A 23,498-nucleotide genomic window follows, 5' to 3' on the forward strand; every position below is an offset into this window, starting at 1 on the left:
GCATGAACGGCAACAACACGTGGCGTGATCGCCTGTACGTGATCATTTTCCAAACCGATACGGTGGCCGGCCGCCGTTTCGACAAGACCCTGCTGCTGATCATCCTCGCCAGTCTGGTGACGGTGATCCTCGACAGCATCGATGACGTCCACCAGAACTATGCCGATGTGCTGGCGTACATCGAGTGGGGCTTCACGGTCATCTTTCTCGGCGAGTACCTGCTGCGCCTGTATTGCTCGCCCAAGCCGCTGCGCTACGCCTTCAGTTTCTACGGGCTGGTGGATTTGCTGGCGATCGTGCCCGGCATCCTCGCGCTGTATTACAGCGATGCCCAATATCTGCTGATCATCCGGGTGATCCGGATGCTGCGGATCTTCCGTGTGCTCAAGCTCGGCCCCTACCTGAAACAGGCGCATTACCTGCTCGACGCCCTGCGCGGCAGCAAGCAGAAGATCCTCGTGTTCCTGCTCAGCGTCTGCACCCTGGTCACGGTGTTCGGCACCCTGATGTACGTGGTCGAAGGCCCGGAACATGGCTTCACCAGCATTCCAAAAGGCATCTATTGGGCTATCGTGACCCTGACCACCGTGGGTTACGGCGACATCGTGCCGAGGACCATTCTGGGCCAGGTGATTTCATCGCTGGTGATGATTACCGGTTATTCGATCATCGCCGTACCCACGGGGATTTTCACCGCCGAACTGGCCACCGCCATGCGTGGTGGTCAGTTGCAGCACGACTGCCCGGTGTGCAAGAAAAACAGCCATGAACACGAAGCCTCGTTCTGCTCCCGTTGCGGCAATGCGCTGTTCAAGAAAATGGAATAAGCAAAGTTCTTTTTAATCTTTAAACGACTATGCGCGCCCCGCTATAGTCGCTGGCAAATGGCCTCACCTTTGTAAAAACACCCCCACAGAACAAGGAATGCGCAGTGAAAAAACTCTTTGGCGCCTCACTTCTCGCCGCTGGTCTTGCCTTCGGCAGCGTGGCTCAGGCCGCACCGACCCTGCTTAACGTTTCCTACGACGTGATGCGCGATTTCTACAAGGACTACAACACTGCGTTCCAGAAACACTGGCAGGCCGAACACAACGAAAACATCACGGTGCAGATGTCTTTCGGCGGTTCGAGCAAGCAAGCCCGCTCGGTGATCGACGGCCTGCCGGCTGACGTGATCACCATGAACATGGCGACCGACATCAATGCCCTGGCCGACAACGGTCAACTGGTTCCAAAGGACTGGGTCACCCGTCTGCCGAACAACAGCGCGCCATTCACCTCCGCCACCGTGTTCATCGTGCGCAAGGGCAACCCGAAGGCCCTGAAAGACTGGCCGGATCTGCTCAAGGACGGCGTGCAGGTGATCGTGCCGAACCCGAAAACCTCGGGTAACGGCCGCTACACCTACCTGTCGGCCTGGGGCTATGTGCTGAAAAACGGCGGTGACGAGAACAAGGCGAAAGACTTCGTCGGCAAACTGTTCAAGCAAGCGCCAGTGCTGGACACCGGTGGCCGTGCCGCCACCACCACGTTCATGACCAACCAGATCGGCGACGTGCTGGTGACCTTCGAGAACGAAGCCGAAATGATCGCCCGCGAATTCGGCCGCGACCAGTTCGAAGTCATCTACCCAAGCGTCTCCGCCGAAGCCGAGCCACCGGTGTCGGTGGTCGATAAAGTCGTCGAGAAGAAAGGCTCCCGCGCCGCCGCCGAGGAATACCTGAAGTACCTGTGGTCGCCGGAAGGTCAGGAAATCGCTGCCGCCAACTACCTGCGTCCGCGTGACCCGGCGGTACTGGCCAAGTACACCGACCGTTTCCCGAAAGTCGACTTCCTGTCAGTCGAGAAAACCTTCGGTGACTGGCGCACCGTGCAGAAGACTCACTTCAACGACGGCGGGATCTTCGACCAGATCTACAACGGCCAGTAAGGTTTAGGCTGGCGTGAAAAAGGCGACCCTCAGTGGTCGCCTTTTTTTGTGGCCGCTTTACCCTCACCCCAGCCCTCTCCCGGAGGGAGAGGGGGCCTACCGAGGTGTCTGGCGAGTTACATCGACCTGAAAGACCTTATCGATTATGGATTCACCACAGCACGTTCAGGTCGGCGTACCTCTCATGCATCCCCCAATCAGTCCCCTCTCCCTCTGGGAGAGGGCTAGGGTGAGGGGCTTTTACATCGGTGGTTTCACGCCATCCTTGCCGGCCGAGATCGATTGCGCGGTCAACGTGCCGTCCGCGCTCTGGGTCACGAAGGTGACGATCTTCACACCAACCTTGAGCAAACTGCGATCCCCCGGCGTCAGGTTGACGATCGGCACGTCCTCCGGCACCAGGATCTTCTGCTGGCCGCCCTTGTAGTTGACGGTCAGCACCCGGCCGTTGCTCACCACCAGATCGCCAACGCTGCCATTGGTCATGCTGCTGCCCTTGGCGAGGTCGAACGGCCGGTGACCATCGCCGCTGCCGGCCAGCTCCGGCGGGAACACGTGAACCTCCAGCGCCTTGAGCGTGCCATCCTCCTGGGGAATGGCCGCCGAGCCGATGTAGCTGCCGGGCTTGATGTCTTCGATGTTGGCCAGGGTGACGGCGCGGACCTTGGTGTCCGGGGTCAACTGGACCACTACGTTTTCGCCCGTGTTGACGTGCACCTTGAGGGAGTCGGAGCCGACTCCGGTGATTTCGCCGCGTATGCCCATGCGCATGCCCGGGGCCTCGCCGGCGTAGACGCTGCCGGCACTGAGTACACCGATCATCAAAAGAGTCGTGGTGTGGCGAAGCAGCTGACGAAACATCGCATTCCTCCCGTTGAGTGCACATGGAAATCCACGCGCAACATAAGCACGCTATCGAACAAGATGTAAGTGAATGTATCATCGTCCCTCTTCGGTCGGACGCAAGGTTCGCCGATGGACGACGGATTGTTCGACGCGATCTATTCCGCAACGGAATAACTGATATCGATCCAGGGCTTCTACCGCCCGCCCATTTCGTCCCTTAGCCTCACCGCATTCCTTTTCGCTGGATCGAGAAACCCTATGACCGCCACAACTCACGCAATGACCCGAGGCATGGTGCTGCTGTTCGCTTTCTGCTGCGGCGCCATCGTTGCCAACATCTACTACGCCCAGCCGATCATCGGCCTGATCGCGCCGGACATCGGCCTGACCGACACCATGGCCAGTTTCATCGTGTCGCTGACCCAGATCGGTTATGCGCTGGGGCTGTTCTTTCTGGTGCCGCTGGCGGATCTGCTGGAAAACCGCCGCTTGATGATCATCACCACCGTCGTGGCGATTGCGAGCCTGCTGGGGGCGGCGTTTACCGATCAGCCCAATGTGTTCCTGTTGATTTCGCTGCTGGTGGGCTTCAGCTCGGTGTCGGTGCAGATCCTGATTCCGCTGGCGGCGCATCTGGCGCCCGAGGAATCCCGTGGCCGGGTGGTCGGCGGGATCATGGGCGGCTTGTTGTTGGGCATTCTGCTGGCGCGTCCGGTGTCGAGTGTGGTCGCTGACCATCTCGGCTGGCGGGCCATGTTCATGATCGCCGCGGCGTTGATGGCGGCGATCAGCATCGTGCTGGCCCTGACCGTGCCCAAGCGCCAGCCGGATCACAGCGCCTCCTACGGCCAGTTGATCGGCTCGCTATGGACGCTGCTGCGCCAGCAACCGGTGCTGCGCCAGCGGGCGTTCTACCAGGCCTGCATGTTCGCCACCTTCAGCCTGTTCTGGACCGCCGTGCCGCTGGAACTGGCGCGTAACCATGGCCTGTCCCAGAGTGAAATCGCGATCTTCGCCCTGGTCGGCGCCATCGGTGCCATCGCCGCGCCGATCAGCGGACGCCTGGCGGATGCCGGCCACACCCGCGTCGCCTCGCTGCTGGCCATGCTGTTCGCCAGCCTGAGCTTCCTGCCGGCCTTCATCCACCCGGCCTACAGCGTGATCGGCCTGGCGGTGACCGGCGTGGTGCTCGACTTCTGCGTGCAGATGAACATGGTGCTCGGCCAGCGCGCGGTCTACTCCCTCGATGCCAAAAGCCGCGGCCGCCTCAACGCGCTGTACATGACCAGCATCTTCATCGGCGGCGCCTTCGGCTCGTCGGTGGCCAGTGCGGTGTACGAGCATGGCGGGTGGCTGTGGATCGTGATTGTCGGCAGTGCGTTTCCGCTGCTGGCGCTGGTGCGGTTTTTGAGTGTGTCCCAGAAAGCAGTGATGGCGACTGCTTGAAATGTGCGAGGCGCTGCCAACCGGCAGCGCCCGACGCTCAATGCCGGACCAGTTTTTCCATGGCAGCATCCGCCAGAAAGGATGAACGGCTTTTGACGTTGTGCTCCCGCACATAGCGGTCGATCCGCTGGATGACATAGCCGGGCAAGGTCACGTTGACCTTTTCGGTCTTGCCCATGTACGGCGAAATATCCAGCTCCAGCATTCCCCAGCCCATCTCGGCAAATTCCGGATTGTTGCGGTGGGTGGCCGCCGAGGTCGGCATCGGAATCGGATCACCATCCGCCGCAATCTCCTGCAGCATGATGTGGGCAATCTCGACGGCTGCGTTGTAGGCATCCTCAAACGTATCACCGGCCGTTACCGCGCCGGGAATATCGGGGATCTGAATACCGATGGCGGTGTTCTCGTCGCCCCACTCGATGCAGATTGGGTATTGCATTACGAATCTCCTGTGTCACTGGCTGGCGGGTTGTATAACCCGGCGCGCCTCCTGATGCTCTTGACCGTCCCGACCGGCAAATCCTTCTTCGGGTGAGGAACGGGAATCGTGTAAGGGTTGTAACGGTGCGTGAAGATGTGATGACTGCCGGTAATCCGATCCAGCGTCCAGCCTGCTTCCTCCAGCTCCTTGATCAATAACCTGCTCTGCACCAACCGCCTCCTTGCTTCGGCTCAACAAAAGTAACTCTAGAGTTATTTTTACTCAAGCACAGAAATCCGCAGGACGACGTTCGGTTGTTTTGCAGCATGTGATTGATGCACTGTCCTCGGACCCGATTAAACTCGGCTGCCATGCTTGCTCCTCTCTATTCTCAAGGACCGCCGATGGACCGCCTCGCCGCCATGGAAACTTTCGTTTACGTCGTGGAAACCGGCTCGTTTTCCGCCGCCGCCCGGCGACTGGATATCGGCCAGCCCGCCGTGTCGAAAACCATCGCCCAACTCGAAACCCGCCTCGGCGTGCGCCTGCTGTTGCGTTCGACCCGAGGCCTGACGCCGACCGAGGCCGGTCTGGCATTTTTCGAACGGGCCAGGCGTGCGCTCGAAGAAGCCGACGAGGCTGACAACGCTGCCCGTGGCGTGGCCGGCGGCCTGAGCGGCAATCTGCGGGTCAGCACTGCCGTGACCTTCGGCCGGATGCATGTGGTGCCTCATCTCGGGCCGTTCCTTGATCAGCACCCGCAACTCAATGTCGATCTGTTGCTCGACGACCAGAACATCAACCTCGTGGAAGAAGGCATCGACGTCGCCCTGCGCCTTGGACCGCTCAGCGACTCAGGCCTGACCGTGCGCAAGATCGCCGAATGCCGGCGCGTCATCGTTGGCACTCCGATCTACTTCGCCAGTCACGGTGAACCCGCCTGCCCTGCCGATCTGAGCCGACACCGCGCCGTCATCTACCACCGTGGCGGCGGCGCGACCTGGCACTTCAACAGGGATGGCGAAGAGCAGTCCGTGACCGTCAACGGCCGCCTGCGTGTCAGCGCGGCCGAAGGTTTGCGTGAGGCCGTCCGCACCCATCAAGGCCTGGGGCTGGGCTCGGAGTGGATGTTTGCACCGGAACTGGCCAGTGGCGCAGTGAAGGCTGTCATGAGCGATTGGGTTTTGCCGAAGCAGGAGCTGTGGGCGGTGTTTCCGACGGGCAGGATGGCCAGCGCCAAGGCGCGGGTGTTTGTTGAATATGTGCAGGGGTTGTTGGCGCGAGCGTTGTAAAACCCCACACAGCAAAACGGCGATCCAAAGATCGCCGTTTTTCATTATTCCCCGAACTGCTTGCCCAACCCCGCCGGCACACCGTGGATATTGGTGTCCTCCCACGGTCCGTTCGGGCTGATCGAGCGGCTCCAGCCGTTGTTCCAGCGGTAGTAGGTGCGCTGGCGGTAGAAGGTGTTGGGCTGGTCATCCAGCACGTACACGCCCAGCTTCTGGTCCCAGTGGCTGTTGCCGCCCGGTGGCGGGGCGAAGCTTGCCGAGGTGCGCGGGGCGGGTTTCGAGGGTTTGGCCGGAATGCCCGGTTTGCCCGGCGTCGGACTGGTCGACGGGGTCGGGCTCGGCTGTGACGGCGGGATCGGCGGTAGCCGTGTCGTCGGCTCAGGCCGTTGCACCGCACATGCGCTCAAGCCCAGGGCCAGTGTGAGGACTGTGATTCGGGCGATGGCGTTCATGGCGGTGCGTTCCTGATGGTTCCGGCTATTTGTCCGGGCTGTCGATGGTCAGTTTTTGTGGCGCGGTGGTGCTGCTGGCCAGAGGCCCGCTGCGGCCTACCCACTCACCGGCGGTCGGCTGACCGGCACGGGAGACGCGCGCAACCAGTTGGACTTCAGGAAAGTTCGACAGTTTCAACTGCGGCATCATTGCATCGGCATCGCCCAGCTCGACGGTTACCGGCAGGTCGGCGACGGTCAGACGCTTGGCTGCAAGCGGCGCTGGAGGACCGGAAACGGCGCGGGCAAAGACGAACACGCTGTCACCCGGTTGCACCTTGCCCTTGAGTTCGCTGGCCAGATCGACGCTGACCTTCAGCAATGCAGTTTTCGCCACTGGCGCCTGAGCCACCTTGCCGCCGCTGGCTTCAAGTTTTTCAGTTGCGCGGGCGATACCGCCCTGCAAGGCTTCGCGGGATTTGTCATTCGCTGGCAGTTGCTCAAGCAGGCGGTTCCAGTAGTCGATGGCTTGCTGATAGCGCTCACCTTCGAACGCGGCGATACCGAGCAGGCCGAGGCTGGTGACTTCTTTCGGATCAGCCTTCAGTGCTTCGTCGGTCAGGGCCTGGATCTTGTCCGACCACTTCTTGCCATCGGCGAAGTACTGCGCCTGCGCCCACTGGCCGAGCAGCTCCGGCTGACGACCGGCCAGGTTGGCGGCGCGCTCGAACATCTTCGCCGCGTCCGCCGGACGATCCTGAGCCATGTAGGTGCGACCGAGGAAATACAGGCCTTCGGCGGAATCCGGTTGCGCGGCCACGGCGCGCTCCAGGCGCCGGGTCATCTCTTCCATCGACTGCGGCGCCTGGGCGAATTCCCGGGTCAGTTCGACTTTGTCAGCGGCACCGAAATGCAGGTACAGACCGAGACCCAGCACCGGCACCAGCACGGCCGCCAGCAACGGCAACGGCTTGCCCAGTCTAGAAACCCGGGTCGGCGCCACACCTTCGGTGTCGGCCAGCAGCTCACGGGCCGCTTCGGCGCGGCCGCTGTCCATTTGCGCAGCATCGAGAACACCTTCAGCCTGCTGCGCTTGCAGCTCGGCGACGCGCTCCTGATACAACGCGACGTTCAGGGCAGTCCGATCCTCTTCACGCTGGGCGCGACGCTCGCGCAAAACAGGAATCAGCAGAAAACTCAGGGCGACCAGAAGCAACAGCCCTGCGGCAAGCCAGAAATCAATCATTCTTGGTTTTTATCCAACAGTTGGTCGAGGCGCTGACGCTCTTCGGGGGACAGCGATTGCGGAGTCTCGGCGCGTTGCCCGCGACGGCGGCGGACGATCACGGCGATGACGACAAAACCGCCCAGCAACAATCCCGCCGGGCCAAACCATAGCAGCGCGGTCTTGGCATTCAGCGCCGGTTTGTAGCGGACGAAATCACCGTAGCGGTCGACCATGAAGTCGATGATCTGCTGATTGTCCTTGCCCTCGCCGAGCATGCGGAAAATCTCTTTGCGCAAGTCGGCGGCAATCGGCGCGTTGGAGTCGGCGATGTCCTGGTTCTGGCATTTGGGGCAGCGCAGTTCCTTGGTCAACTCGCGGAAACGCTCGCGATCGCCCTCTTTGGCGAACTCATAGGTGTCGATGGCGGCGTGGGCCACACCGGCCAGACTCAAGCCCAACACCATGGCGGCTAAAAAGCGCTTCATGGCTTGGCCTCGTCGACCAGCGCCTGATACTTGGCCGCCAGTTTTTCGCGCCAGACCTGCTCGTCGATCACGCCGACGTACTTGTCGCGGATGATGCCCTTGGCGTCGATGAAGAAGGTTTCCGGCGCGCCGTAGACACCCAGATTCAGGCCCAGGGAGCCTTCGTCGTCGCGGATATCCAGTTGATACGGGTTGTGGAATTCGGCCAGCCACTTCAACGCATCGGCGTTGGTGTCCTTGTAGTTGATGCCGTAGATCACCACGCCGCGCTCGGCGAGTTTGTTCAGCACCGGATGCTCGACCCGGCAGGAAATGCACCAGGTGCCCCAGACATTGACCAGCGCCGGTTTGCCGAGGATGTCGGCCTTGGTCAGGGTCTTGTCGCCCTGCACCGCCGGCAGGGAAAACTCCGGGAACGGTTTGCCGATCATCGCCGACGGCAGTTCCGCCGGATCCAGGTACAGACCGCGATAAAGAAATACCGCCACCAGCAGGAAAATCGCCAGTGGAACCAGCATCAACCAACGTCTCATGCAGCGGCTCCTTCCATGCCCAGCGCTTCACGCACCCTGGCTTTGACCTTGACCCGGTAACGCCGGTCCAGCGCTGCCAGCATCCCGCCCAGACCGGTCAGCAGACCGCCAAACCAGATCCAGCGTACGAACGGTTTCACATGCACCCGCACCGCCCAGGCGCCGTCGCCCAGTGGTTCACCCAGAGCAACGTAGAGGTCGCGGGTGAAACCGGCGTCGATGCCAGCTTCGGTCATCATCGAACTCTGCACGGTGTACAGGCGTTTTTCCGGGTGCAGCACGCTGACTTCGCGGCCATCGCGGATCACCCGGATGGTGCCTTTGTCGGAAGTGAAATTCGGGCCTTCGAAGTGTTTGGCACCTTCGAACACGAACTGATAACCGGCCAGTTCCATCGACTCGCCCGGCGCCAGGCGCAGGTCGCGCTCGGCACTGTTCTGGCTCGACAACACCACGCCCAGCGCACACACGGCGATACCGATGTGGGCCAGTTGCATGCCCCAGTAGCTGCGGGTCAGGGTCGGCAGGCCTTTGATCAGGCCTTTGTGGCGCGTCTTGTCGAAGATGTCGCGCACACCGGCCAGCAACACCCAGGCCGCGAGCAGGAAGGTTGCGATCACCGCCCAGTTGAAATCGCCGTAAGCGACACCGGCAACGACCGCCAGGGCGACGCTGCCCAGCAGCACCGGCGTCAACATGTTGGCCAGCCATTTCACCGGCGTGTCTTTCCAGCGCACGATCACGCCGACCGCCATCACTACCATCAGCAGCGCCATCAACGGAATGAACAGCGCGTTGAAGTACGGCGGGCCGACCGACAGCTTGGCGCCGCTGATCGCATCGAGAATCAGCGGATACAGGGTGCCGAGCAGGATCATCGACGCGGCCACCACCAGCACCAGGTTGTTGCCCAGCAGCAGGGTTTCCCGCGACCACAGGTTGAAGCCGACCTGGCTCTTGACCACCGGGGCGCGCAAGGCAAACAGCGTCAGCGAACCACCGACCACGAACAGCAGGAAGATCAGGATGAACACACCGCGCTCAGGATCCGAGGCGAACGCATGCACCGAGGTCAGCACGCCGGAACGCACGAGGAACGTCCCGAGCAGGCTCAGGGAGAATGCGGCAATCGCCAGCAACACCGTCCAGCTCTTGAACACGCCACGCTTCTCGGTGACCGCCAGCGAGTGAATCAGCGCCGTGCCCACCAGCCATGGCATGAACGAGGCGTTTTCCACCGGGTCCCAGAACCACCAGCCGCCCCAGCCGAGTTCGTAGTAAGCCCACCACGAACCGAGGGTGATGCCGATACCGAGGAAGGCCCAGGCGACGATGGTCCATGGACGCGACCAGCGTGCCCACGCGGCATCGAGACGACCACCGAGCAGTGCAGCGATGGCGAATGCGAAGGCCACGGAGAAACCGACGTAGCCCATGTACAGCATCGGCGGATGCACGATCAGGCCGATATCCTGCAGCAATGGATTGAGGTCACGACCGTCCGCCGGGATCTGCGGCAGGATCCGCGAAAACGGGTTCGAGGTGAGGATCAGGAACAACAGGAAACCGGTGCTGATCATGCCCATCACCGCCAGTACGCGGGCGAGCATGACTTGCGGCAGTTGCCGGGAGAACACCGACACCGCGAAAGTCCAGCCACCGAGGATCAACGCCCACAGCAGCAGCGAACCTTCGTGAGCGCCCCACACCGCGCTGAATTTGTAGTACCACGGCAGTGCGCTGTTGGAGTTCATCGCGACGTAAGCTACGGAGAAATCGTCGGTCATGAACGCGTAGGTCAGGACGCCAAAGGCGAACAGCAGGAACGCGAACTGCCCCCAAGCGGCTGGCTGGGCGAGCCCCATCCACAGACGGTCACCGCGCCAGGCACCGAGCAACGGCACCACGGCCTGCACCAGCGCGAAACACAGCGCCAGGATCATCGCCAGATGGCCAAGCTCGGGAATGAAAATGGTGGACGTCATCGATCAACCCTCCTTCGCTTGGGTCGGCGCGGATTGACCGCTGTCCTTCAGGGCCTTGGTCACTTCCGGCGGCATGTATTTCTCGTCGTGCTTGGCCAGCACTTCATCGGCGACCACGACGCCGTCGGCGTTTAGCTTGCCCAGTGCGACGATGCCCTGCCCTTCGCGGAACAGGTCCGGCAGGATGCCGCGGTAGGTGATGGTCACGGACTTGTTGAAGTCAGTGACCACGAATTTCACGTCCAGGGAGTCCGGGGAGCGTTGCAGCGAACCTTTCTCGACCATGCCGCCGGCGCGGATGCGGGTGTCCTGCGGCGCTTCGCCGTTGGCGATCTGGGTCGGGGTGTAAAACAGATTAATGTTCTGCTGCAGGGCGCTCAGGGCCAGGCCGACGGCAGCGCCGACCCCGACCAGAATCGCCAGAATGATGATCAAGCGTTTTTTGCGCAGCGGATTCACTTGCCGTTCTCCCGGCGCAGACGACGCGCCTCTTGTTGCAGATAACGCTTGCGGGCCGCAATCGGCGCCGCCACGTTGAGGATCAGTACCGCCAGACAGATGCCGTAGGCCGACCAGACGTACAGGCCGTGATGGCCCATGGCGAGGAAGTCGCCGAATGACGCGAAACTCATCGAGCGGCCTCCAGGCTGTTCTGCACTTCTTCTTTCACCCAACTGGCGCGGGCTTCGCGCTTGAGCACTTCAAGGCGCATGCGCAGCAACAGCACGGCGCCGAAGAAACAGTAGAAACCCAGCACCGTCAGCAGCAGCGGCAGCCACATCTCGGCGGGCATCGCCGGTTTTTCGGTCAGGGTGAAGGTCGCGCCCTGGTGCAGGGTGTTCCACCACTCCACCGAGTATTTGATGATCGGAATGTTGATCACCCCGACGATGGCGAGCACCGCGCAGGCCTTGGCGGCGCTGTCGCGGTTGCTGATGGCGTTGCCCAGGGCGATCACGCCGAAGTACAGGAACAGCAGAATCAGCATCGAGGTCAGTCGCGCGTCCCAGACCCACCACGAACCCCAGGTCGGCTTGCCCCAGATCGCCCCGGTGACCAGCGCCACGGCGGTCATCCAGGCCCCGATCGGTGCGGCACATTGCAGGGCGACGTCGGCCAGTTTCATCTTCCACACCAGCCCGACCACACCGCACACCGCCAGCATCACGTAGATCGACTGGGCGAGCATCGCGGCGGGAACGTGGATGTAGATGATGCGAAAGCTGTTGCCTTGCTGATAGTCCGGCGGCGCGAAGGCCAGGCCCCAGACGACGCCGACAGCGATCAGCAGCAACGCTGCAATGCTCAGCCACGGCAGGAACTTGCTGCTGATGCCGTAGAACCACTTGGGCGAGCCGAGCTTGTGAAACCAGGTCCAGTTCATACTGTTTCCATCACGGGTGCCGCTCATCGGTGTGAGCAGTCTCAGGGTCTTTGCTGGTTAAATTTTAACCAGACCTCATTATTCGCCGACGCTGATCTTCAGGCCAGCAGCTATTGCAAAAGGTGTCAGGGTTATCGCCAGGGCGGTCAGGCTGCCAAGCCACAACAGATAACCCGTCGCCGGCATGCCCTGCAGCGCCGCCTGCAAGGCGCCACTGCCGAGGATCAACACCGGGATGTACAACGGCAGAATCAGCAGCGCCAGCAACAGGCCACCGCGTTTCAGACCGACCGTCAGCGCCGCGCCCACCGCGCCGAGCAAGCTCAGCACCGGGGTACCCAGCAACAACGAAAGCAGCAATACCGGCAGACACGCAGCCGGCAACCCGAGCATCAACGCCAGTAACGGCGAGAGCAAAACCAGTGCCAGACCGGAAAAAAGCCAGTGTGCCAGCACCTTGGCCAACACCAGAAGTGGCAGGGGGTGCGGCGAAAGGACCCACTGTTCAAGGGATCCGTCTTCGAAATCACTGCGGAAAAGCCCGTCCAGCGAGAGCAGGACCGACAAAAGCGCCGCCACCCAGACTAACCCCGGGGACAAGTTTTGCAATACTTGAGTTTCCGGTCCGACGGCCAGCGGGAACAATGCGATGACGATGGCAAAGAAAATCAGCGGATTGGCTAGCTCCGCCGGGCGGCGGAACAGCAGTCGGGATTCACGGGCAACCAGCAGGCCGAACACACTCATACTGCCCAGTTCCCCAGATCGATGTCGCGATAACCGGCCGGCATCCGGCTCAGCGTGTGGTGCGTCGTCAGCACCACCAGGCCACCCTGCTCGCAGTGATTGGCCAGGTGTTCTTCGAGTTGCGCCACGCCTTGTTTGTCGAGGGCGGTGAACGGCTCATCGAGGATCCACAGCGGCGGGCTGTCCAGATACAAGCGTGCCAGCGCCACGCGGCGTTGCTGACCCGCGGACAGACTATGACAGGGAACATCCTCGAAACCGCGCAATCCAACCGCCGCCAGTGCCTGCCAGATCGCGTCGCGTCCCGCAGGTCGATGCAGGGCGCAGAGCCAGGCGAGGTTTTCTTCCGGGGTCAGCAGGTCCTTGATTCCGGCGGCATGGCCGATCCACAGCAGGTTGCGCGCCAGTTCGCTGCGTTGCTCGGCCAGGGGTTGGCCGTTGAGCAGCACCTGACCGTTGGTCGGCTGCATCAGGCCGGCCAGCAGGCGCAAGAGACTGGTCTTGCCGCTGCCGTTGGGACCGCTGATCTGCACCATATCGCCACTGGCCAGTCTCAATTCGAGATTCTCGAAGAGCAGTCTGAGATCACGCTCACAGGCGAGGCCGACGGTTTGCAGGACAGGGCTGGTCAAGGGTTCACGGGCCTTATACGGTTCAAGTCGGCTCTGGGGCGGCCGTTAAAGAGTTGCAGCATAAATGCAATGACGGCTCAATCCAGAGAGCTGGGTCAAACAATTGCTATGTTTTTTTGAACGAACGGAAGGACGGGCGGCATTATACATGGCGTCCCCTGCTCTCCCGAGTGCATTTTCCTCAGGTTGTGTCCGCGTATGACAGGCGAAATGAACATCCTCCCGCTCCCGCCCACCACCCCGGCGACCGCTCGCCCGCAGGTCGGTGAGCTGCTCAAGCTGCTGACGCCGATGGACGGGCTGATTGCCGCCGGTCAGAGCGCCAAGGCCGAGGTGTTGTCGTTGAAACCGGCGGACCAGGCCTTTCAGGTGCTGCTCAAGGTCACCCTCGACGGCGGCCGCCAGACCACCGTGCAGGCGACCAGTCCCCTGCCGCTGCCGCAAGGCACCAATCTGGCGGTCACCCAGCCGTCGGCGGGCAATCTGGCGGTTACCGTGCAACAGGCCATCGCCACGGCTGTCGCCACCCTCACCCGCATCGATACCGCGCAATTGCCGGTCGGGACGCTCCTGCAAGGCAAGGTGCTGACCAATCAGGCCTTGCCGCAGGTGCCGGGGCAGCCGACGGTGTTCCGCTCGACGGTCAGCCTGCTCAACACGGTGTTAAGCGGCAGCACCCTGAGCCTCGACAGCCCGCAGCCGTTGCGCATCGGCACCCTGCTGTCGGCGCTGGTGCAGGACTCCCAGACCCTGAAATTCCTGCCACTGAGCAATCGCCAGGAACAACTGGCGGTCAGTCAGCAACTGGTCAGCCAGCAAAGCCGCCAGGGTTCGCTGGATGGCTTGCTGAAAATGCTCCAGAGCCTGCCGCCCGCCGACGATCAGACTTCCAGTGATCTGCGCGCGGCCGTGGACCGGCTGCTGGCCAACCTGCCGGACGTCGGCCAATTGACCACACCCAAAGGCCTGGCCCAGGCGCTGCTCAACAGCGGCGCCTTTCTCGAAGCCAAATTGCTGGCCGGGCAAAACCCGACGCTGACCCCGGACATGAAAAGCGATCTGCTCAAGCTGATCGCGCAACTCACCCCCGGCCTGCCCGGCAATACCAATCTGAACGCGATCATCGCCGCCAACACCCTGGCCCAGGCGATGCCGAGCTTCGTGCGCAATGCCCTCGGCATGCTCGGCCAGGTCAGCGCCAAACCGGTGCCGGGCAGTTTCCCGTTGCCGGATCGGCTGCTGCAAAGCCTGGAAGGCGAAGGCGATCTGGAGCATTTGCTGCGCCTGGCCGCCGCCGCTGTCTCGCGCCTGCAAAGCCATCAACTGTCGAGCCTGGAACAGACCGGCGTGACCGACGACGGGCGCCTGCTCAGCACCTGGCAGCTGGAAATCCCGATGCGCAATATGCAGGACATCGTGCCGTTGCAGGTCAAGCTCCAGCGCGAAGAAGCGCCACAAGAAGAAAAACAGAACGAACGTCGTGACAGCGAACGCGAAACCAAACAACAGTTGTGGCGCGTCGATCTGGCGTTCGACATGGAACCGCTGGGGCCGATGCAGGTTCAGGCGCAACTGATCAACGGCAGCCTGTCGAGCCAGCTATGGGCCGAACGGCCGTACACTGCCGACCTGATCGAAACCAATCTGGCCGCACTGCGTCAGCGCTTGCTGGATCGCGGGCTCAACGTCGGCGATCTCGACTGCCACCTCGGCACCCCGCCGCAAGGCATCCAAACCCGTCTCGAACACCGCTGGGTCGACGAAACCGCATGAACGATTCCACTGCTCCACGCCAGGCCATCGCCCTCAAGTACGACGGCAGCCACGCCCCGACCCTCACCGCCAAGGGCGATGACGAACTGGCCGAGGAAATCCTGCGCATCGCCCGCGACTGTGAAGTGCCGATCTACGAGAACGCCGAGCTAGTGAAGTTGCTGGCGCGCATGGAACTGGGCGACAGCATCCCGCAGGAGCTGTACCTGACGATTGCCGAGATCATCGCGTTTGCCTGGAACCTCAAGGGCAAGTTCCCGCAAGGACATGACCCGGATGCACCGATGGTCGAGAAAGACGTCACCGAACGCGGCGACGATTACTGAGGTTTCGAAGACGCCATCGCGGGCAAGCCCGCTCCCACAGGGACAGGTGGTGGACACAAAATCTGTGAACGCCGCTAATCCTGTGGGAGCGGGCTTGCCCGCGATAGCGATCTGAACCAGATCGCAAAAATCAGCTTCTGTGCAGCTTGCGCATCAACTCCGCCTCAGCCTGGGTCAACCCGCAGGACTGAGTCAGCTCATCGACACTCGCACCCATTCCCACCAGTTTCGCCGCCTGGGCGAATGACAGGCTGGACGGGTCGCGCTGTTCGAGCTGGGTGATCTTGTCCGGGATCGGACTGACGACCGCCCGCAGCTCGTGCAGGGCTTCGCCCATGCGCACGTTGCCGTTCTGGTAATCGTCGACACGCTTGGCCAGGTCCTTGATGCGCTGATCACGCAGCGCATCGCCCTGGGCCTGTTGCGCAGCGATCACGCGCTGCGCCTTGATGTACGCCAGAAACATCGCCAGCGTGCCTGCCCAGAACAGGAACAGGACAATGACCGCTACCTCGAGAATCAATCAGATATTCTCCAGTTCCGACCATTCTTCTTCGCTCATCATCTTGTCCAGCTCGACCAGGATGAGCAACTCGTTGTTCTTGTTGCACACGCCCTGGATGAACTTGGCCGACTCTTCGTTACCGACGTTCGGTGCGGTCTCGATTTCCGACTGACGCAGGTAAACCACTTCAGCCACGCTGTCGACCATGATGCCGACCACTTGCTTGTCGGCTTCGATGATGACGATACGGGTGTTGTCGCTGATCTCGCCGCTCATCAGGCCGAAGCGCTGACGGGTGTCGATCACGGTCACCACGTTGCCGCGCAGGTTGATGATGCCCAGCACGTAGCTTGGAGCACCCGGAACCGGAGCGATCTCGGTGTAGCGCAGGACTTCCTGAACGCGCATCACGTTGATGCCGTAGGTTTCGTTGTCCAGCTTGAAGGTCACCCATTGCAGGATCGGATCTTCGGAACCCTTTGCCGCAGTAGCCTTGTCGTTCATACCCTAGCCCCTCGAAAAACCGCGCCTGGCGGTGTGTGTTCTGTGCGCCGCCATGCGTATGCCGGTGCTGTCTGTTATGTAAGTGTTATGTCGGTTTGTGGTTCGGCTTACTGCCGGACATGTGCTTTGCCCCACCGCTGGCGATCAGCTCGGCCAGTGCGGAAACATCGAGCAAGGCGCACATGTGTTCAATCACCGTGCCCGCGAGCCATGGCCGCTGACCCCGGTGACTTCTCCATTTGATTTCATTCGGGTCCAGGCGCAACGAGCGGCTGACCTGATGCACCGCCAGCCCCCACTCGTAACCTTGTACCGAAATCACGTATTGCAGGCCCTGACGGAAGTCATCGCGATAGCGATCCGGCATGACCCAGCGTGCGGTGTCCAGCACCTTCAGGTTGCCGGCCTGGCTTGGCAGGATGCCGAGGAACCACTCCGGCTGACCGAACAGCGGCGTCAGCTCATGGCCGGCCAGCGAATAGATCGAGCCGAGGCACACCAGCGGCACAGCCAGGGTCAGCCCGGCCACGTCGAACAGCAGGCATTCAAAGGCTTCCGACGCCCAGGCCGGGCGACCGTCGGTTTCCACCGGTGGCGGTGTATTGCTCGGTGGCAGATGCACTTCCACCAGTGGCGCAACCAGAGTCGGCTCGACCGGGGCTGGAGCAGGCGTTTCAGGTTCGGGCGCTGGCGCCGCCGGAACCGGAGGCGTTTGCAGAAGTTGGGTTTGCAGCAGCGGTGCCAGCGTCGAGACCACGCGCACCGGCTCAGGCTCTTTGATCAAAGTCGCAGGTGCCTTCGCTACCACAGCCGCAGGCGCTGCAACCGGGGCGACCGGCCGAGCGGCTTGCTGCGCATCCCGGGCCTGCTCTTCAAGCACGGCGGCCTGGAATTCATCGAGTACGGCGGTGTTCTCGACCACCTCGACCGGCGCTGCGACTTCCTGCTCGACCTCGTCCGTCACTTCCTGCAGCAAGCCGTCCAGATAGGACTGCAGCGCCAGTTGCGGCTTCGATGTCAGCTTGATCGGCCGATTCATGCTCAGGCCACCTGCGGAACGAGTTGTTGCGCCAGCAGATGCTTGAGCAGCGCGCGGTAAGCCAGCACGCCACGGCTCTTGCCGTCGAACTGCGAAGGCGTGACACCGGCACGGCTGGCGTCGCGCAGACGGGTATCGACGGGGATGTAACCCTGCCAGATCTCCTCGGGGAATTTGTCACGCAGCACGCGCAAAGTGCCCATCGACGCCTGGGTGCGGCGGTCGAACAGGGTCGGCACGATGCTGAACGGCAGCGCCTGTTTGCGCGAACGGTTGATCATTGCAAGGGTGTTGACCATGCGCTCCAGGCCTTTGACGGCCAGGTGTTCGGTCTGCACCGGGATCACCAGTTGCTGGCTCGCGGCCAGGGCGTTGACCATCAGCACGCCGAGCAACGGCGGGCTGTCGATGATCGCGTAATCGAAGTCCTGCCACAGCTGCGCCAGACTCTTGGCGATCACCAGGCCCAGGCCACTCTGCCCCGGCGACTGACGCTCGAGGGTGGCCAGCGCGGTGCTGGACGGCAACAGGGAAATGCGTTCATCGCTGGTGGACAGCAGCAACTGGCCCGGCAGGCCCTGCGGCACACTGCCCTTGTGCAGAAACAGGTCGTAGTTGCTGTGTTCCAGGCTGTCGGGGTCGTAACCGAAATAGCTGGTCATCGAGCCGTGCGGGTCGAGATCGACCACGACCACGCGTTTGCCCGCCTCGGCCAGCAAACCGGCTAAAGCGATGGAAGAAGTGGTTTTACCAACACCACCCTTTTGATTGGCGACTGCCCAGACTCTCATTCGGATTGTTCCTCCCGGCCGAGATGCTCGGCCGAGACATGGCTCAGCGTATTAATGCGGGCGACGGAGAATTGACGGCACTCTCGCGTCCCGGCGTCTTGACCGGGGTCGGTGCAGTTTGTGTGCCAGCACGCTTCAACGCGGCGTCCGGTGTTGCATTGGCGGTCCCGGTACCGGTCAGGCTGCGACGCACATCGAGATTGCGCGACACCACCAGCACCACGCGACGGTTCTTCGCCCGGCCTTCGGCGGTGGCGTTGTTGGCCACCGGCTGGAATTCGCCATAACCCACAGAGGCCATGCGGCCAGGGTTGACGCCCTGCATCGCCAGCATGCGCACGATGCTCGCCGAACGCGCCGAGGACAGTTCCCAGTTGGTCGGGTACTGCGCGGTGCGGATCGGCTGATCGTCGGTGAAGCCTTCGACGTGGATCGGGTTGTCGAACGGTTTGAGGATCGCCGCAACCTTGTCGATGATATTGAACGCGATGTCGCTCGGCATCGCATCACCGCTGCCGAACAACAGGCTGGAGTTGAGTTCGATCTCGACCCACAGCTCGTTGCCGCGCACGGTCATCTGGTTGCTCGCGATCAGGTCGCCGAACGCGGCACTGATATCGTCGGCGATGCTTTTCAGCGGATCGCTGGCTCCGGCAATGCCGGCATCGACCTGTTCGGAGTCCTTGACCAGCGGCTTGGCCGGGGTCACGGTTTTCGGGCGTTCTTCACCGATCGGGATCGGCTTGAGCGAGCGGTCGGAGTCGGTGAAGACCCCGATCAGCGCTTCGGAGATGACCTTGTACTTGCCTTCGTTGATCGACGAGATGGAGTACATCACCACGAAAAAGGCAAAGAGCAAGGTGATGAAGTCGGCGTAGGAAACCAGCCAACGTTCATGGTTTACGTGCTCTTCATGCTGGCGACGACGTGCCATGAGGTTAGTCCCTTAATCCATGAAGCCCTGAAGCTTCAACTCGATGGAGCGTGGGTTTTCACCTTCAGCGATCGACAAAATACCTTCCAACAACATTTCGCGATAACGCGACTGCCGCAACGCAATTGACTTGAGCTTGGCAGCGACCGGCAACAGCACCAGGTTGGCACTGGCCACACCGTAGATGGTGGCGACGAATGCCACGGCGATGCCGTTGCCCAGCTGCGACGGATCGGCCAGGTTGCCCATCACATGGATCAGGCCCATCACCGCACCGATGATACCGATGGTCGGCGCGTAGCCGCCCATGCTTTCGAAGACCTTGGCGGCTTCGATGTCGCGGGCTTCCTGGGTGTAGAAATCCACTTCGAGAATGCTGCGGATCGCTTCCGGCTCGGCGCCGTCGACCAGCAGTTGCAGGCCTTTGCGCGAGTAGGCATCAGGCTCCGCATCCGCCACGCCTTCCAGGCCCAGCAGGCCTTCCTTGCGCGCGGTGAGGCTCCAGTTGACGACACGGTCGATGCCGCCAGCCAGATCCACACGGGGCGGGAAAAAGATCCAGGCGAGGATTTGCATGGCACGCTTGAACGCGCTCATCGGCGATTGCAGCAAGGCGGCACCGATGGTCCCGCCGAGCACGATCAGCGCCGCCGGGCCGTTGGCCAGTGCGCCGAGGTGACCACCTTCAAGGAAGTTGCCGCCGATGATGGCGACAAACGCCATGATGATCCCGATAAGGCTTAGAACATCCATCAGATACACGCCTCGACGATGTGCTTGCCGATATCGTCCAGACCGTACACCGCATCGGCGAGGTCAGCTTTGACGATCGCCATCGGCATGCCGTAGATCACGCAACTGGCTTCGTCCTGGGCCCAGACGGTGCTGCCGCCCTGTTTGAGCAGACGCGCGCCTTCGCGACCGTCGGCGCCCATGCCGGTCAGCACGACCGCCAGAACTTTGTCGCTGTAGGATTTCGCTGCGGAACCAAAAGTGATGTCCACGCAAGGCTTGTAGTTCAGACGCTCGTCGCCCGGCAGGATTTTCACCGCGCCACGGCCATCGATCATCATCTGCTTGCCACCCGGTGCCAGCAGCGCCAGGCCCGGACGCAGGATGTCGCCATCCTCGGCTTCCTTGACGCTGATGCGGCACAGCTTGTCCAGACGCTCGGCGAACGCCTTGGTGAAGGCGGCCGGCATGTGCTGGATCAGCACGATCGGCGCCGGGAAGTTGGCCGGCAACTGGGTCAGAACCCGTTGCAGCGCAACCGGGCCACCGGTCGAGGTGCCGATCGCCACCAGCTTGTAGGCCTTGCGTTTCGGCGCCGGCGACGAAGCGCTGGCTGCCGGAGCGCGAGCCGGTGCAGGCGCGGGTGCCGGACGAGCCGGTGCACTGTGGCTGCCAAAGCTCGATGTCGGCGCCGGAGCCGGAGCAGGCGCAGGCGCAGGTGCAGCGGCTGGCGCCGGGGCACTGTAGGCACTGAAACGACGGTTGCTGCGCGAGATGCTGTGCACCTTCTCGCACAGCAGTTGCTTGACCTTCTCCGGATTGCGCGAGATGTCTTCGAAATTCTTCGGCAGGAAATCCACCGCGCCGGCATCCAGCGCATCCAGGGTCACCCGGGCGCCTTCATGGGTCAGCGAGGAGAACATCAACACCGGGGTCGGGCAGCGCTGCATGATGTGCCGCACCGCCGTGATGCCATCCATCATCGGCATCTCGTAGTCCATGGTGATCACGTCCGGCTTGAGGGCCAGGGCCTGATCGATCGCCTCTTTACCGTTGGTTGCCGTACCGACAACCTGGATGCTCGGATCCGCTGAAAGAATTTCCGAGACGCGGCGGCGGAAAAAACCCGAATCGTCCACCACCAGGACTTTGACTGCCATAAACACTCCATTAGGTGCAGCGGGACGTTGTCGCCCCGCCGCCCCGGATTCAAATACGCCGTGCGGCGTAACGCTTGAGCATGCTTGGAACATCGAGAATCAGCGCAATGCGGCCGTCACCGGTAATGGTGGCGCCGGACATGCCCGGGGTTCCCTGCAGCATTTTGCCCAATGGCTTGATGACCACTTCTTCCTGGCCGACCAGTTGATCGACGACGAAGCCGATCCGCTGGGTGCCCACCGAAAGGATCACCACATGGCCTTCGCGCTGCTCTTCGTGAGCGGCGGAGCTGACCAGCCAGCGCTTGAGGTAGAACAATGGCAGCGCCTTGTCCCGCACGATCACCACTTCCTGGCCGTCCACCACGTTGGTGGTCGACAGGTCGAGGTGGAAGATTTCGTTGACGTTCACCAGCGGGAACGCGAACGCCTGGTTGCCGAGCATCACCATCAGGGTCGGCATGATCGCCAGCGTCAGCGGCACCTTGATGACAATTTTCGAGCCGGCACCCTTGGTCGAGTAGATGTTGATCGACCCGTTGAGCTGGGAAATCTTGGTCTTCACCACGTCCATGCCGACACCACGGCCGGACACGTCGGAGATCTCGGTCTTGGTCGAGAAGCCCGGGGCGAAGATCAGGTTGTAGCACTCGGTGTCGCTCAGACGATCCGCCGCATCCTTGTCCATCACGCCGCGTTTCACGGCGATGGCGCGCAGGACGTTCGGGTCCATGCCTTTGCCGTCGTCGGAGATCGACAGCAGGATGTGGTCGCCTTCCTGCTCGGCGGCCAGGATCACCTTGCCGCCACGGGCCTTGCCCGAGGCTTCGCGTTCTTCCGGCGACTCGATGCCGTGGTCGACCGCGTTGCGCACCAAGTGGACCAGCGGGTCGGCCAATGCCTCGACGAGGTTCTTGTCGAGGTCGGTTTCTTCGCCCACCAGTTCCAGGTTGATTTCTTTCTTGAGCTGACGCGCGAGGTCGCGAACCAGTCGCGGGAAGCGGCCGAAGACTTTCTTGATCGGCTGCATCCGGGTCTTCATGACAGCGGTCTGCAGGTCGGCGGTGACCACGTCGAGGTTCGACACGGCCTTCTGCATCGACTCGTCGCCGCTGTTCAGGCCCAGGCGCACCAGACGGTTACGCACCAGTACCAGCTCGCCGACCATGTTCATGATTTCGTCGAGACGCGCGGTGTCCACACGCACGGTAGTCTCGGCTTCGCTCGCCGGTTTTTCCGGTGGCGGAGTCGCCGGAGCACGGGCCGGAGCCGGTGCAGCAGCGGCAGCCGGTTTCGCCGGTTCGGCTTTTGGCTCAGGCGCTTTTGCAGCAGGTTTCGCCGCAGCGGCCGGGGCCTTGGCGGCAGGCGCTGCAACAGCAGAAGCATTGCCGGCGGTCACGACGGCACCGGTGGCGACGTCAGTGAACTTGCCTTTGCCATGCAGATCGTCGAGCAGAGATTCGAACTCGTGATCGGTGATCAGATCGCTACCGGCCGCAGCGGCTGCCGGGGCAGCATTTGCATTCGCAGGGACGGACGCAATCGCCGACTCCAGCGCATCGACAGCAAAGTTGCCCTTGCCGTGCAACTGATCGAGCAAGGCTTCGAATTCGTCGTCGGTGATGTCCGAGCTGTCGCCCGCCGCCGGAGCCGCAGGCGCCGCGGCAGCCGGTGCCACGGCGTCGGCCGCGAACTGGCCCTTGCCGTGCAACTGATCGAGCAGCGACTCGAACTCGGCGTCGGTGATTTCATCGCTGGCTGCTTCATCGGAAGCAGGCGCAGCGGCAGCCGCCGGGGCTTCGGCTTCGGCCTTGACGGCGTTCAGCGAGTCCAGCAACTGTTCAAATTCGTTATCGGTGATGTCGCCGGAGTCGCCGGTTTCGTTTTCAACGACCAGCTCTTCGATCATCTCGGCCACGGGCGAAGCCGGGGCTTCATCCGCCGATTGCGGTTCGGCCAGACGCGCCAGGGCGGCCAGCAGTTCCGGGGTTGCAGCGGTGATCGGGCTGCGATCGCGGACTTCGCTGAACATGCTGTTCACCGCGTCCAGCGCTTCGAGCACCACGTCCATCAGTTCTGCATCTACGCGACGCTCACCCTTGCGCAGGATGTCGAACACGTTTTCGGCGATGTGACAGCACTCCACCAGCTCGTTGAGCTGAAGGAAGCCGGCGCCCCCTTTTACAGTGTGGAAACCGCGAAAAATTGCGTTGAGCAGATCTGCGTCATCCGGGCGGCTTTCCAGCTCGACCAGTTGTTCGGACAGTTGCTCAAGAATCTCGCCGGCCTCAACCAGGAAATCCTGAAGGATCTCTTCATCGGCGCCGAAGCTCATTAATGGGGTGCTCCTACAGGTCTAAAAACCCAAAAA

General features: G+C 62.1%; 27 protein-coding genes. 6 read left to right on the forward strand and 21 right to left on the reverse strand.

Annotation, left to right across the window (positions count from 1 at the left end):
• Nucleotides 1–2 precede the first annotated feature (2 nt).
• Nucleotides 3–827 (forward strand): ion transporter, encoded by an 825-nt coding sequence (locus OQ248_RS02360; RefSeq protein WP_134825907.1) that lies wholly within the window; start codon nt 3–5, stop codon nt 825–827.
• Between the two features lie 104 nt (nt 828–931).
• Complete coding sequence (locus OQ248_RS02365) at nt 932–1,930, forward strand: sulfate ABC transporter substrate-binding protein (RefSeq protein ID WP_248742937.1); 999 nt, start codon at nt 932–934, stop codon at nt 1,928–1,930.
• 240 nt (nt 1,931–2,170) lie between these two features.
• On the opposite strand, the gene OQ248_RS02370 is transcribed toward OQ248_RS02365, so the two are convergent.
• Nucleotides 2,171–2,791 (reverse strand): DUF5666 domain-containing protein, encoded by a 621-nt coding sequence (locus OQ248_RS02370; RefSeq protein WP_265811928.1) that lies wholly within the window; start codon nt 2,789–2,791, stop codon nt 2,171–2,173.
• 243 nt (nt 2,792–3,034) lie between these two features.
• Here OQ248_RS02370 and OQ248_RS02375 point away from each other — a divergent pair, with 243 nt between their 5' ends.
• Nucleotides 3,035–4,222: an MFS transporter gene (locus tag OQ248_RS02375; protein ID WP_085710513.1), complete on the forward strand. Its 1,188-nt coding sequence runs from the start codon at nt 3,035–3,037 to the stop codon at nt 4,220–4,222.
• Nucleotides 4,223–4,259: 37 nt separating this feature from the next.
• Here the strand turns inward: OQ248_RS02375 and OQ248_RS02380 are convergent, their stop codons facing one another.
• Both OQ248_RS02380 and OQ248_RS02385 read right to left on the reverse strand, forming a co-directional pair.
• Nucleotides 4,260–4,664 (reverse strand): type II toxin-antitoxin system HicB family antitoxin, encoded by a 405-nt coding sequence (locus OQ248_RS02380; protein WP_265811929.1) that lies wholly within the window; start codon nt 4,662–4,664, stop codon nt 4,260–4,262.
• Nucleotides 4,664–4,876: a type II toxin-antitoxin system HicA family toxin gene (locus tag OQ248_RS02385; protein ID WP_065261097.1), complete on the reverse strand. Its 213-nt coding sequence runs from the start codon at nt 4,874–4,876 to the stop codon at nt 4,664–4,666. Before OQ248_RS02385 ends, OQ248_RS02380 begins: the two co-directional genes overlap by 1 nt.
• 174 nt (nt 4,877–5,050) lie before the next feature.
• Between OQ248_RS02385 and OQ248_RS02390 the strand changes: the two genes are divergently transcribed.
• Nucleotides 5,051–5,938 carry a LysR family transcriptional regulator gene (locus OQ248_RS02390; RefSeq protein ID WP_265811930.1) on the forward strand — a complete coding sequence of 296 codons (888 nt, stop codon included), beginning with the start codon at nt 5,051–5,053 and terminating at the stop codon, nt 5,936–5,938.
• A gap of 44 nt (nt 5,939–5,982) precedes the next feature.
• Here the strand turns inward: OQ248_RS02390 and OQ248_RS02395 are convergent, their stop codons facing one another.
• From OQ248_RS02395 to ccmA, 10 genes are all read right to left on the reverse strand, one after another.
• Entirely contained in the window at nt 5,983–6,390 is a 408-nt protein-coding gene (locus OQ248_RS02395; RefSeq protein WP_085710507.1) for a hypothetical protein, read from the reverse strand.
• A gap of 25 nt (nt 6,391–6,415) precedes the next feature.
• The gene (gene ccmI, locus OQ248_RS02400) at nt 6,416–7,615 is read right to left on the reverse strand and encodes a c-type cytochrome biogenesis protein CcmI (RefSeq protein ID WP_265811931.1); all 1,200 of its coding nucleotides are present in this window, start codon (nt 7,613–7,615) and stop codon (nt 6,416–6,418) included.
• On the reverse strand, nt 7,612–8,082 hold the full coding sequence (locus tag OQ248_RS02405) for a cytochrome c-type biogenesis protein (RefSeq protein ID WP_011333089.1): 471 nt from the start codon (nt 8,080–8,082) through the stop codon (nt 7,612–7,614). The genes ccmI and OQ248_RS02405 overlap by 4 nt, the downstream gene beginning before the upstream one ends.
• Complete coding sequence (locus OQ248_RS02410; RefSeq protein ID WP_011333088.1) at nt 8,079–8,615, reverse strand: DsbE family thiol:disulfide interchange protein; 537 nt, start codon at nt 8,613–8,615, stop codon at nt 8,079–8,081. The genes OQ248_RS02405 and OQ248_RS02410 overlap by 4 nt, the downstream gene beginning before the upstream one ends.
• Nucleotides 8,612–10,600 carry a heme lyase CcmF/NrfE family subunit gene (locus OQ248_RS02415; protein WP_119428804.1) on the reverse strand — a complete coding sequence of 663 codons (1,989 nt, stop codon included), beginning with the start codon at nt 10,598–10,600 and terminating at the stop codon, nt 8,612–8,614. The genes OQ248_RS02410 and OQ248_RS02415 overlap by 4 nt, the downstream gene beginning before the upstream one ends.
• A gap of 3 nt (nt 10,601–10,603) precedes the next feature.
• The gene (ccmE, locus tag OQ248_RS02420; protein ID WP_065261104.1) at nt 10,604–11,059 is read right to left on the reverse strand and encodes a cytochrome c maturation protein CcmE; all 456 of its coding nucleotides are present in this window, start codon (nt 11,057–11,059) and stop codon (nt 10,604–10,606) included.
• The gene (ccmD, locus tag OQ248_RS02425) at nt 11,056–11,232 is read right to left on the reverse strand and encodes a heme exporter protein CcmD (RefSeq protein WP_011333085.1); all 177 of its coding nucleotides are present in this window, start codon (nt 11,230–11,232) and stop codon (nt 11,056–11,058) included. The genes ccmE and ccmD overlap by 4 nt, the downstream gene beginning before the upstream one ends.
• Nucleotides 11,229–11,984, reverse strand: coding sequence for a heme ABC transporter permease (locus OQ248_RS02430; RefSeq protein WP_085733725.1), 756 nt, complete (start codon nt 11,982–11,984; stop codon nt 11,229–11,231). Before OQ248_RS02430 ends, ccmD begins: the two co-directional genes overlap by 4 nt.
• A gap of 78 nt (nt 11,985–12,062) precedes the next feature.
• Nucleotides 12,063–12,731 carry a heme exporter protein CcmB gene (gene ccmB / locus OQ248_RS02435; RefSeq protein ID WP_085710502.1) on the reverse strand — a complete coding sequence of 223 codons (669 nt, stop codon included), beginning with the start codon at nt 12,729–12,731 and terminating at the stop codon, nt 12,063–12,065.
• The gene (gene ccmA, locus OQ248_RS02440) at nt 12,728–13,363 is read right to left on the reverse strand and encodes a cytochrome c biogenesis heme-transporting ATPase CcmA (RefSeq protein WP_265811932.1); all 636 of its coding nucleotides are present in this window, start codon (nt 13,361–13,363) and stop codon (nt 12,728–12,730) included. The genes ccmB and ccmA overlap by 4 nt, the downstream gene beginning before the upstream one ends.
• Before the next feature lie 198 nt (nt 13,364–13,561).
• Here ccmA and OQ248_RS02445 point away from each other — a divergent pair, with 198 nt between their 5' ends.
• Together OQ248_RS02445 and OQ248_RS02450 are read left to right on the forward strand one after the other, a co-directional pair.
• Nucleotides 13,562–15,136 (forward strand): flagellar hook-length control protein FliK, encoded by a 1,575-nt coding sequence (locus OQ248_RS02445; RefSeq protein ID WP_265811933.1) that lies wholly within the window; start codon nt 13,562–13,564, stop codon nt 15,134–15,136.
• Nucleotides 15,133–15,462: an EscU/YscU/HrcU family type III secretion system export apparatus switch protein gene (locus OQ248_RS02450; protein WP_248742929.1), complete on the forward strand. Its 330-nt coding sequence runs from the start codon at nt 15,133–15,135 to the stop codon at nt 15,460–15,462. Before OQ248_RS02445 ends, OQ248_RS02450 begins: the two co-directional genes overlap by 4 nt.
• Before the next feature lie 130 nt (nt 15,463–15,592).
• Here the strand turns inward: OQ248_RS02450 and OQ248_RS02455 are convergent, their stop codons facing one another.
• From OQ248_RS02455 to OQ248_RS02490, 8 genes are all read right to left on the reverse strand, one after another.
• Nucleotides 15,593–15,985 carry a DUF2802 domain-containing protein gene (locus tag OQ248_RS02455; RefSeq protein WP_265811934.1) on the reverse strand — a complete coding sequence of 131 codons (393 nt, stop codon included), beginning with the start codon at nt 15,983–15,985 and terminating at the stop codon, nt 15,593–15,595.
• Nucleotides 15,986–16,471 (reverse strand): chemotaxis protein CheW, encoded by a 486-nt coding sequence (locus OQ248_RS02460; RefSeq protein ID WP_007959223.1) that lies wholly within the window; start codon nt 16,469–16,471, stop codon nt 15,986–15,988.
• A gap of 85 nt (nt 16,472–16,556) precedes the next feature.
• Nucleotides 16,557–17,510, reverse strand: a complete 954-nt coding sequence (locus tag OQ248_RS02465; RefSeq protein ID WP_265811935.1) for a CheW domain-containing protein — start codon at nt 17,508–17,510, stop codon at nt 16,557–16,559.
• Between the two features lie 2 nt (nt 17,511–17,512).
• The gene (locus OQ248_RS02470; protein WP_085710493.1) at nt 17,513–18,301 is read right to left on the reverse strand and encodes a ParA family protein; all 789 of its coding nucleotides are present in this window, start codon (nt 18,299–18,301) and stop codon (nt 17,513–17,515) included.
• A 43-nt stretch (nt 18,302–18,344) separates the two neighbouring features.
• On the reverse strand, nt 18,345–19,235 hold the full coding sequence (motD, locus tag OQ248_RS02475) for a flagellar motor protein MotD (protein ID WP_085710492.1): 891 nt from the start codon (nt 19,233–19,235) through the stop codon (nt 18,345–18,347).
• Nucleotides 19,236–19,247: 12 nt separating this feature from the next.
• Nucleotides 19,248–19,988: a flagellar motor protein gene (locus OQ248_RS02480; protein WP_085710490.1), complete on the reverse strand. Its 741-nt coding sequence runs from the start codon at nt 19,986–19,988 to the stop codon at nt 19,248–19,250.
• Entirely contained in the window at nt 19,988–21,127 is a 1,140-nt protein-coding gene (locus OQ248_RS02485; RefSeq protein WP_265811936.1) for a chemotaxis response regulator protein-glutamate methylesterase, read from the reverse strand. The genes OQ248_RS02480 and OQ248_RS02485 overlap by 1 nt, the downstream gene beginning before the upstream one ends.
• Nucleotides 21,128–21,176: 49 nt before the next feature.
• Nucleotides 21,177–23,462, reverse strand: a complete 2,286-nt coding sequence (locus OQ248_RS02490) for a chemotaxis protein CheA (protein WP_248737945.1) — start codon at nt 23,460–23,462, stop codon at nt 21,177–21,179.
• Nucleotides 23,463–23,498: the final 36 nt, after the last annotated feature.

This window comes from Pseudomonas sp. COW5, from assembly GCF_026240005.1.
Taxonomy (GTDB): Bacteria; Pseudomonadota; Gammaproteobacteria; order Pseudomonadales; family Pseudomonadaceae; genus Aquipseudomonas; species Aquipseudomonas kribbensis.

Excerpts from the sequence above, each read along its gene's own strand:
- OQ248_RS02405 (WP_011333089.1), bottom strand. The coding sequence starts at position 8,082 with ATGAAGCGCTTTTTAGCCGCCATGGTGTTGGGCTTGAGTCTGGCCGGT.
- OQ248_RS02485 (WP_265811936.1), bottom strand. The coding sequence starts at position 21,127 with ATGGCAGTCAAAGTCCTGGTGGTGGACGATTCGGGTTTTTTCCGCCGC.
- OQ248_RS02370 (WP_265811928.1), bottom strand. The coding sequence starts at position 2,791 with ATGTTTCGTCAGCTGCTTCGCCACACCACGACTCTTTTGATGATCGGT.
- OQ248_RS02360 (WP_134825907.1), top strand. The coding sequence starts at position 3 with ATGAACGGCAACAACACGTGGCGTGATCGCCTGTACGTGATCATTTTC.
- motD (WP_085710492.1), bottom strand. The coding sequence starts at position 19,235 with ATGGCACGTCGTCGCCAGCATGAAGAGCACGTAAACCATGAACGTTGG.
- OQ248_RS02375 (WP_085710513.1), top strand. The coding sequence starts at position 3,035 with ATGACCGCCACAACTCACGCAATGACCCGAGGCATGGTGCTGCTGTTC.
- ccmI (WP_265811931.1), bottom strand. The coding sequence starts at position 7,615 with ATGATTGATTTCTGGCTTGCCGCAGGGCTGTTGCTTCTGGTCGCCCTG.
- ccmD (WP_011333085.1), bottom strand. The coding sequence starts at position 11,232 with ATGAGTTTCGCGTCATTCGGCGACTTCCTCGCCATGGGCCATCACGGC.
- OQ248_RS02380 (WP_265811929.1), bottom strand. The coding sequence starts at position 4,664 with ATGCAATACCCAATCTGCATCGAGTGGGGCGACGAGAACACCGCCATC.
- OQ248_RS02445 (WP_265811933.1), top strand. The coding sequence starts at position 13,562 with ATGACAGGCGAAATGAACATCCTCCCGCTCCCGCCCACCACCCCGGCG.
- OQ248_RS02395 (WP_085710507.1), bottom strand. The coding sequence starts at position 6,390 with ATGAACGCCATCGCCCGAATCACAGTCCTCACACTGGCCCTGGGCTTG.
- OQ248_RS02470 (WP_085710493.1), bottom strand. The coding sequence starts at position 18,301 with ATGAGAGTCTGGGCAGTCGCCAATCAAAAGGGTGGTGTTGGTAAAACC.
- OQ248_RS02430 (WP_085733725.1), bottom strand. The coding sequence starts at position 11,984 with ATGAACTGGACCTGGTTTCACAAGCTCGGCTCGCCCAAGTGGTTCTAC.
- OQ248_RS02460 (WP_007959223.1), bottom strand. The coding sequence starts at position 16,471 with ATGAACGACAAGGCTACTGCGGCAAAGGGTTCCGAAGATCCGATCCTG.
- OQ248_RS02490 (WP_248737945.1), bottom strand. The coding sequence starts at position 23,462 with ATGAGCTTCGGCGCCGATGAAGAGATCCTTCAGGATTTCCTGGTTGAG.
- OQ248_RS02480 (WP_085710490.1), bottom strand. The coding sequence starts at position 19,988 with ATGGATGTTCTAAGCCTTATCGGGATCATCATGGCGTTTGTCGCCATC.
- OQ248_RS02415 (WP_119428804.1), bottom strand. The coding sequence starts at position 10,600 with ATGACGTCCACCATTTTCATTCCCGAGCTTGGCCATCTGGCGATGATC.
- ccmB (WP_085710502.1), bottom strand. The coding sequence starts at position 12,731 with ATGAGTGTGTTCGGCCTGCTGGTTGCCCGTGAATCCCGACTGCTGTTC.
- OQ248_RS02450 (WP_248742929.1), top strand. The coding sequence starts at position 15,133 with ATGAACGATTCCACTGCTCCACGCCAGGCCATCGCCCTCAAGTACGAC.
- OQ248_RS02465 (WP_265811935.1), bottom strand. The coding sequence starts at position 17,510 with ATGAATCGGCCGATCAAGCTGACATCGAAGCCGCAACTGGCGCTGCAG.
- OQ248_RS02390 (WP_265811930.1), top strand. The coding sequence starts at position 5,051 with ATGGACCGCCTCGCCGCCATGGAAACTTTCGTTTACGTCGTGGAAACC.
- OQ248_RS02410 (WP_011333088.1), bottom strand. The coding sequence starts at position 8,615 with ATGAGACGTTGGTTGATGCTGGTTCCACTGGCGATTTTCCTGCTGGTG.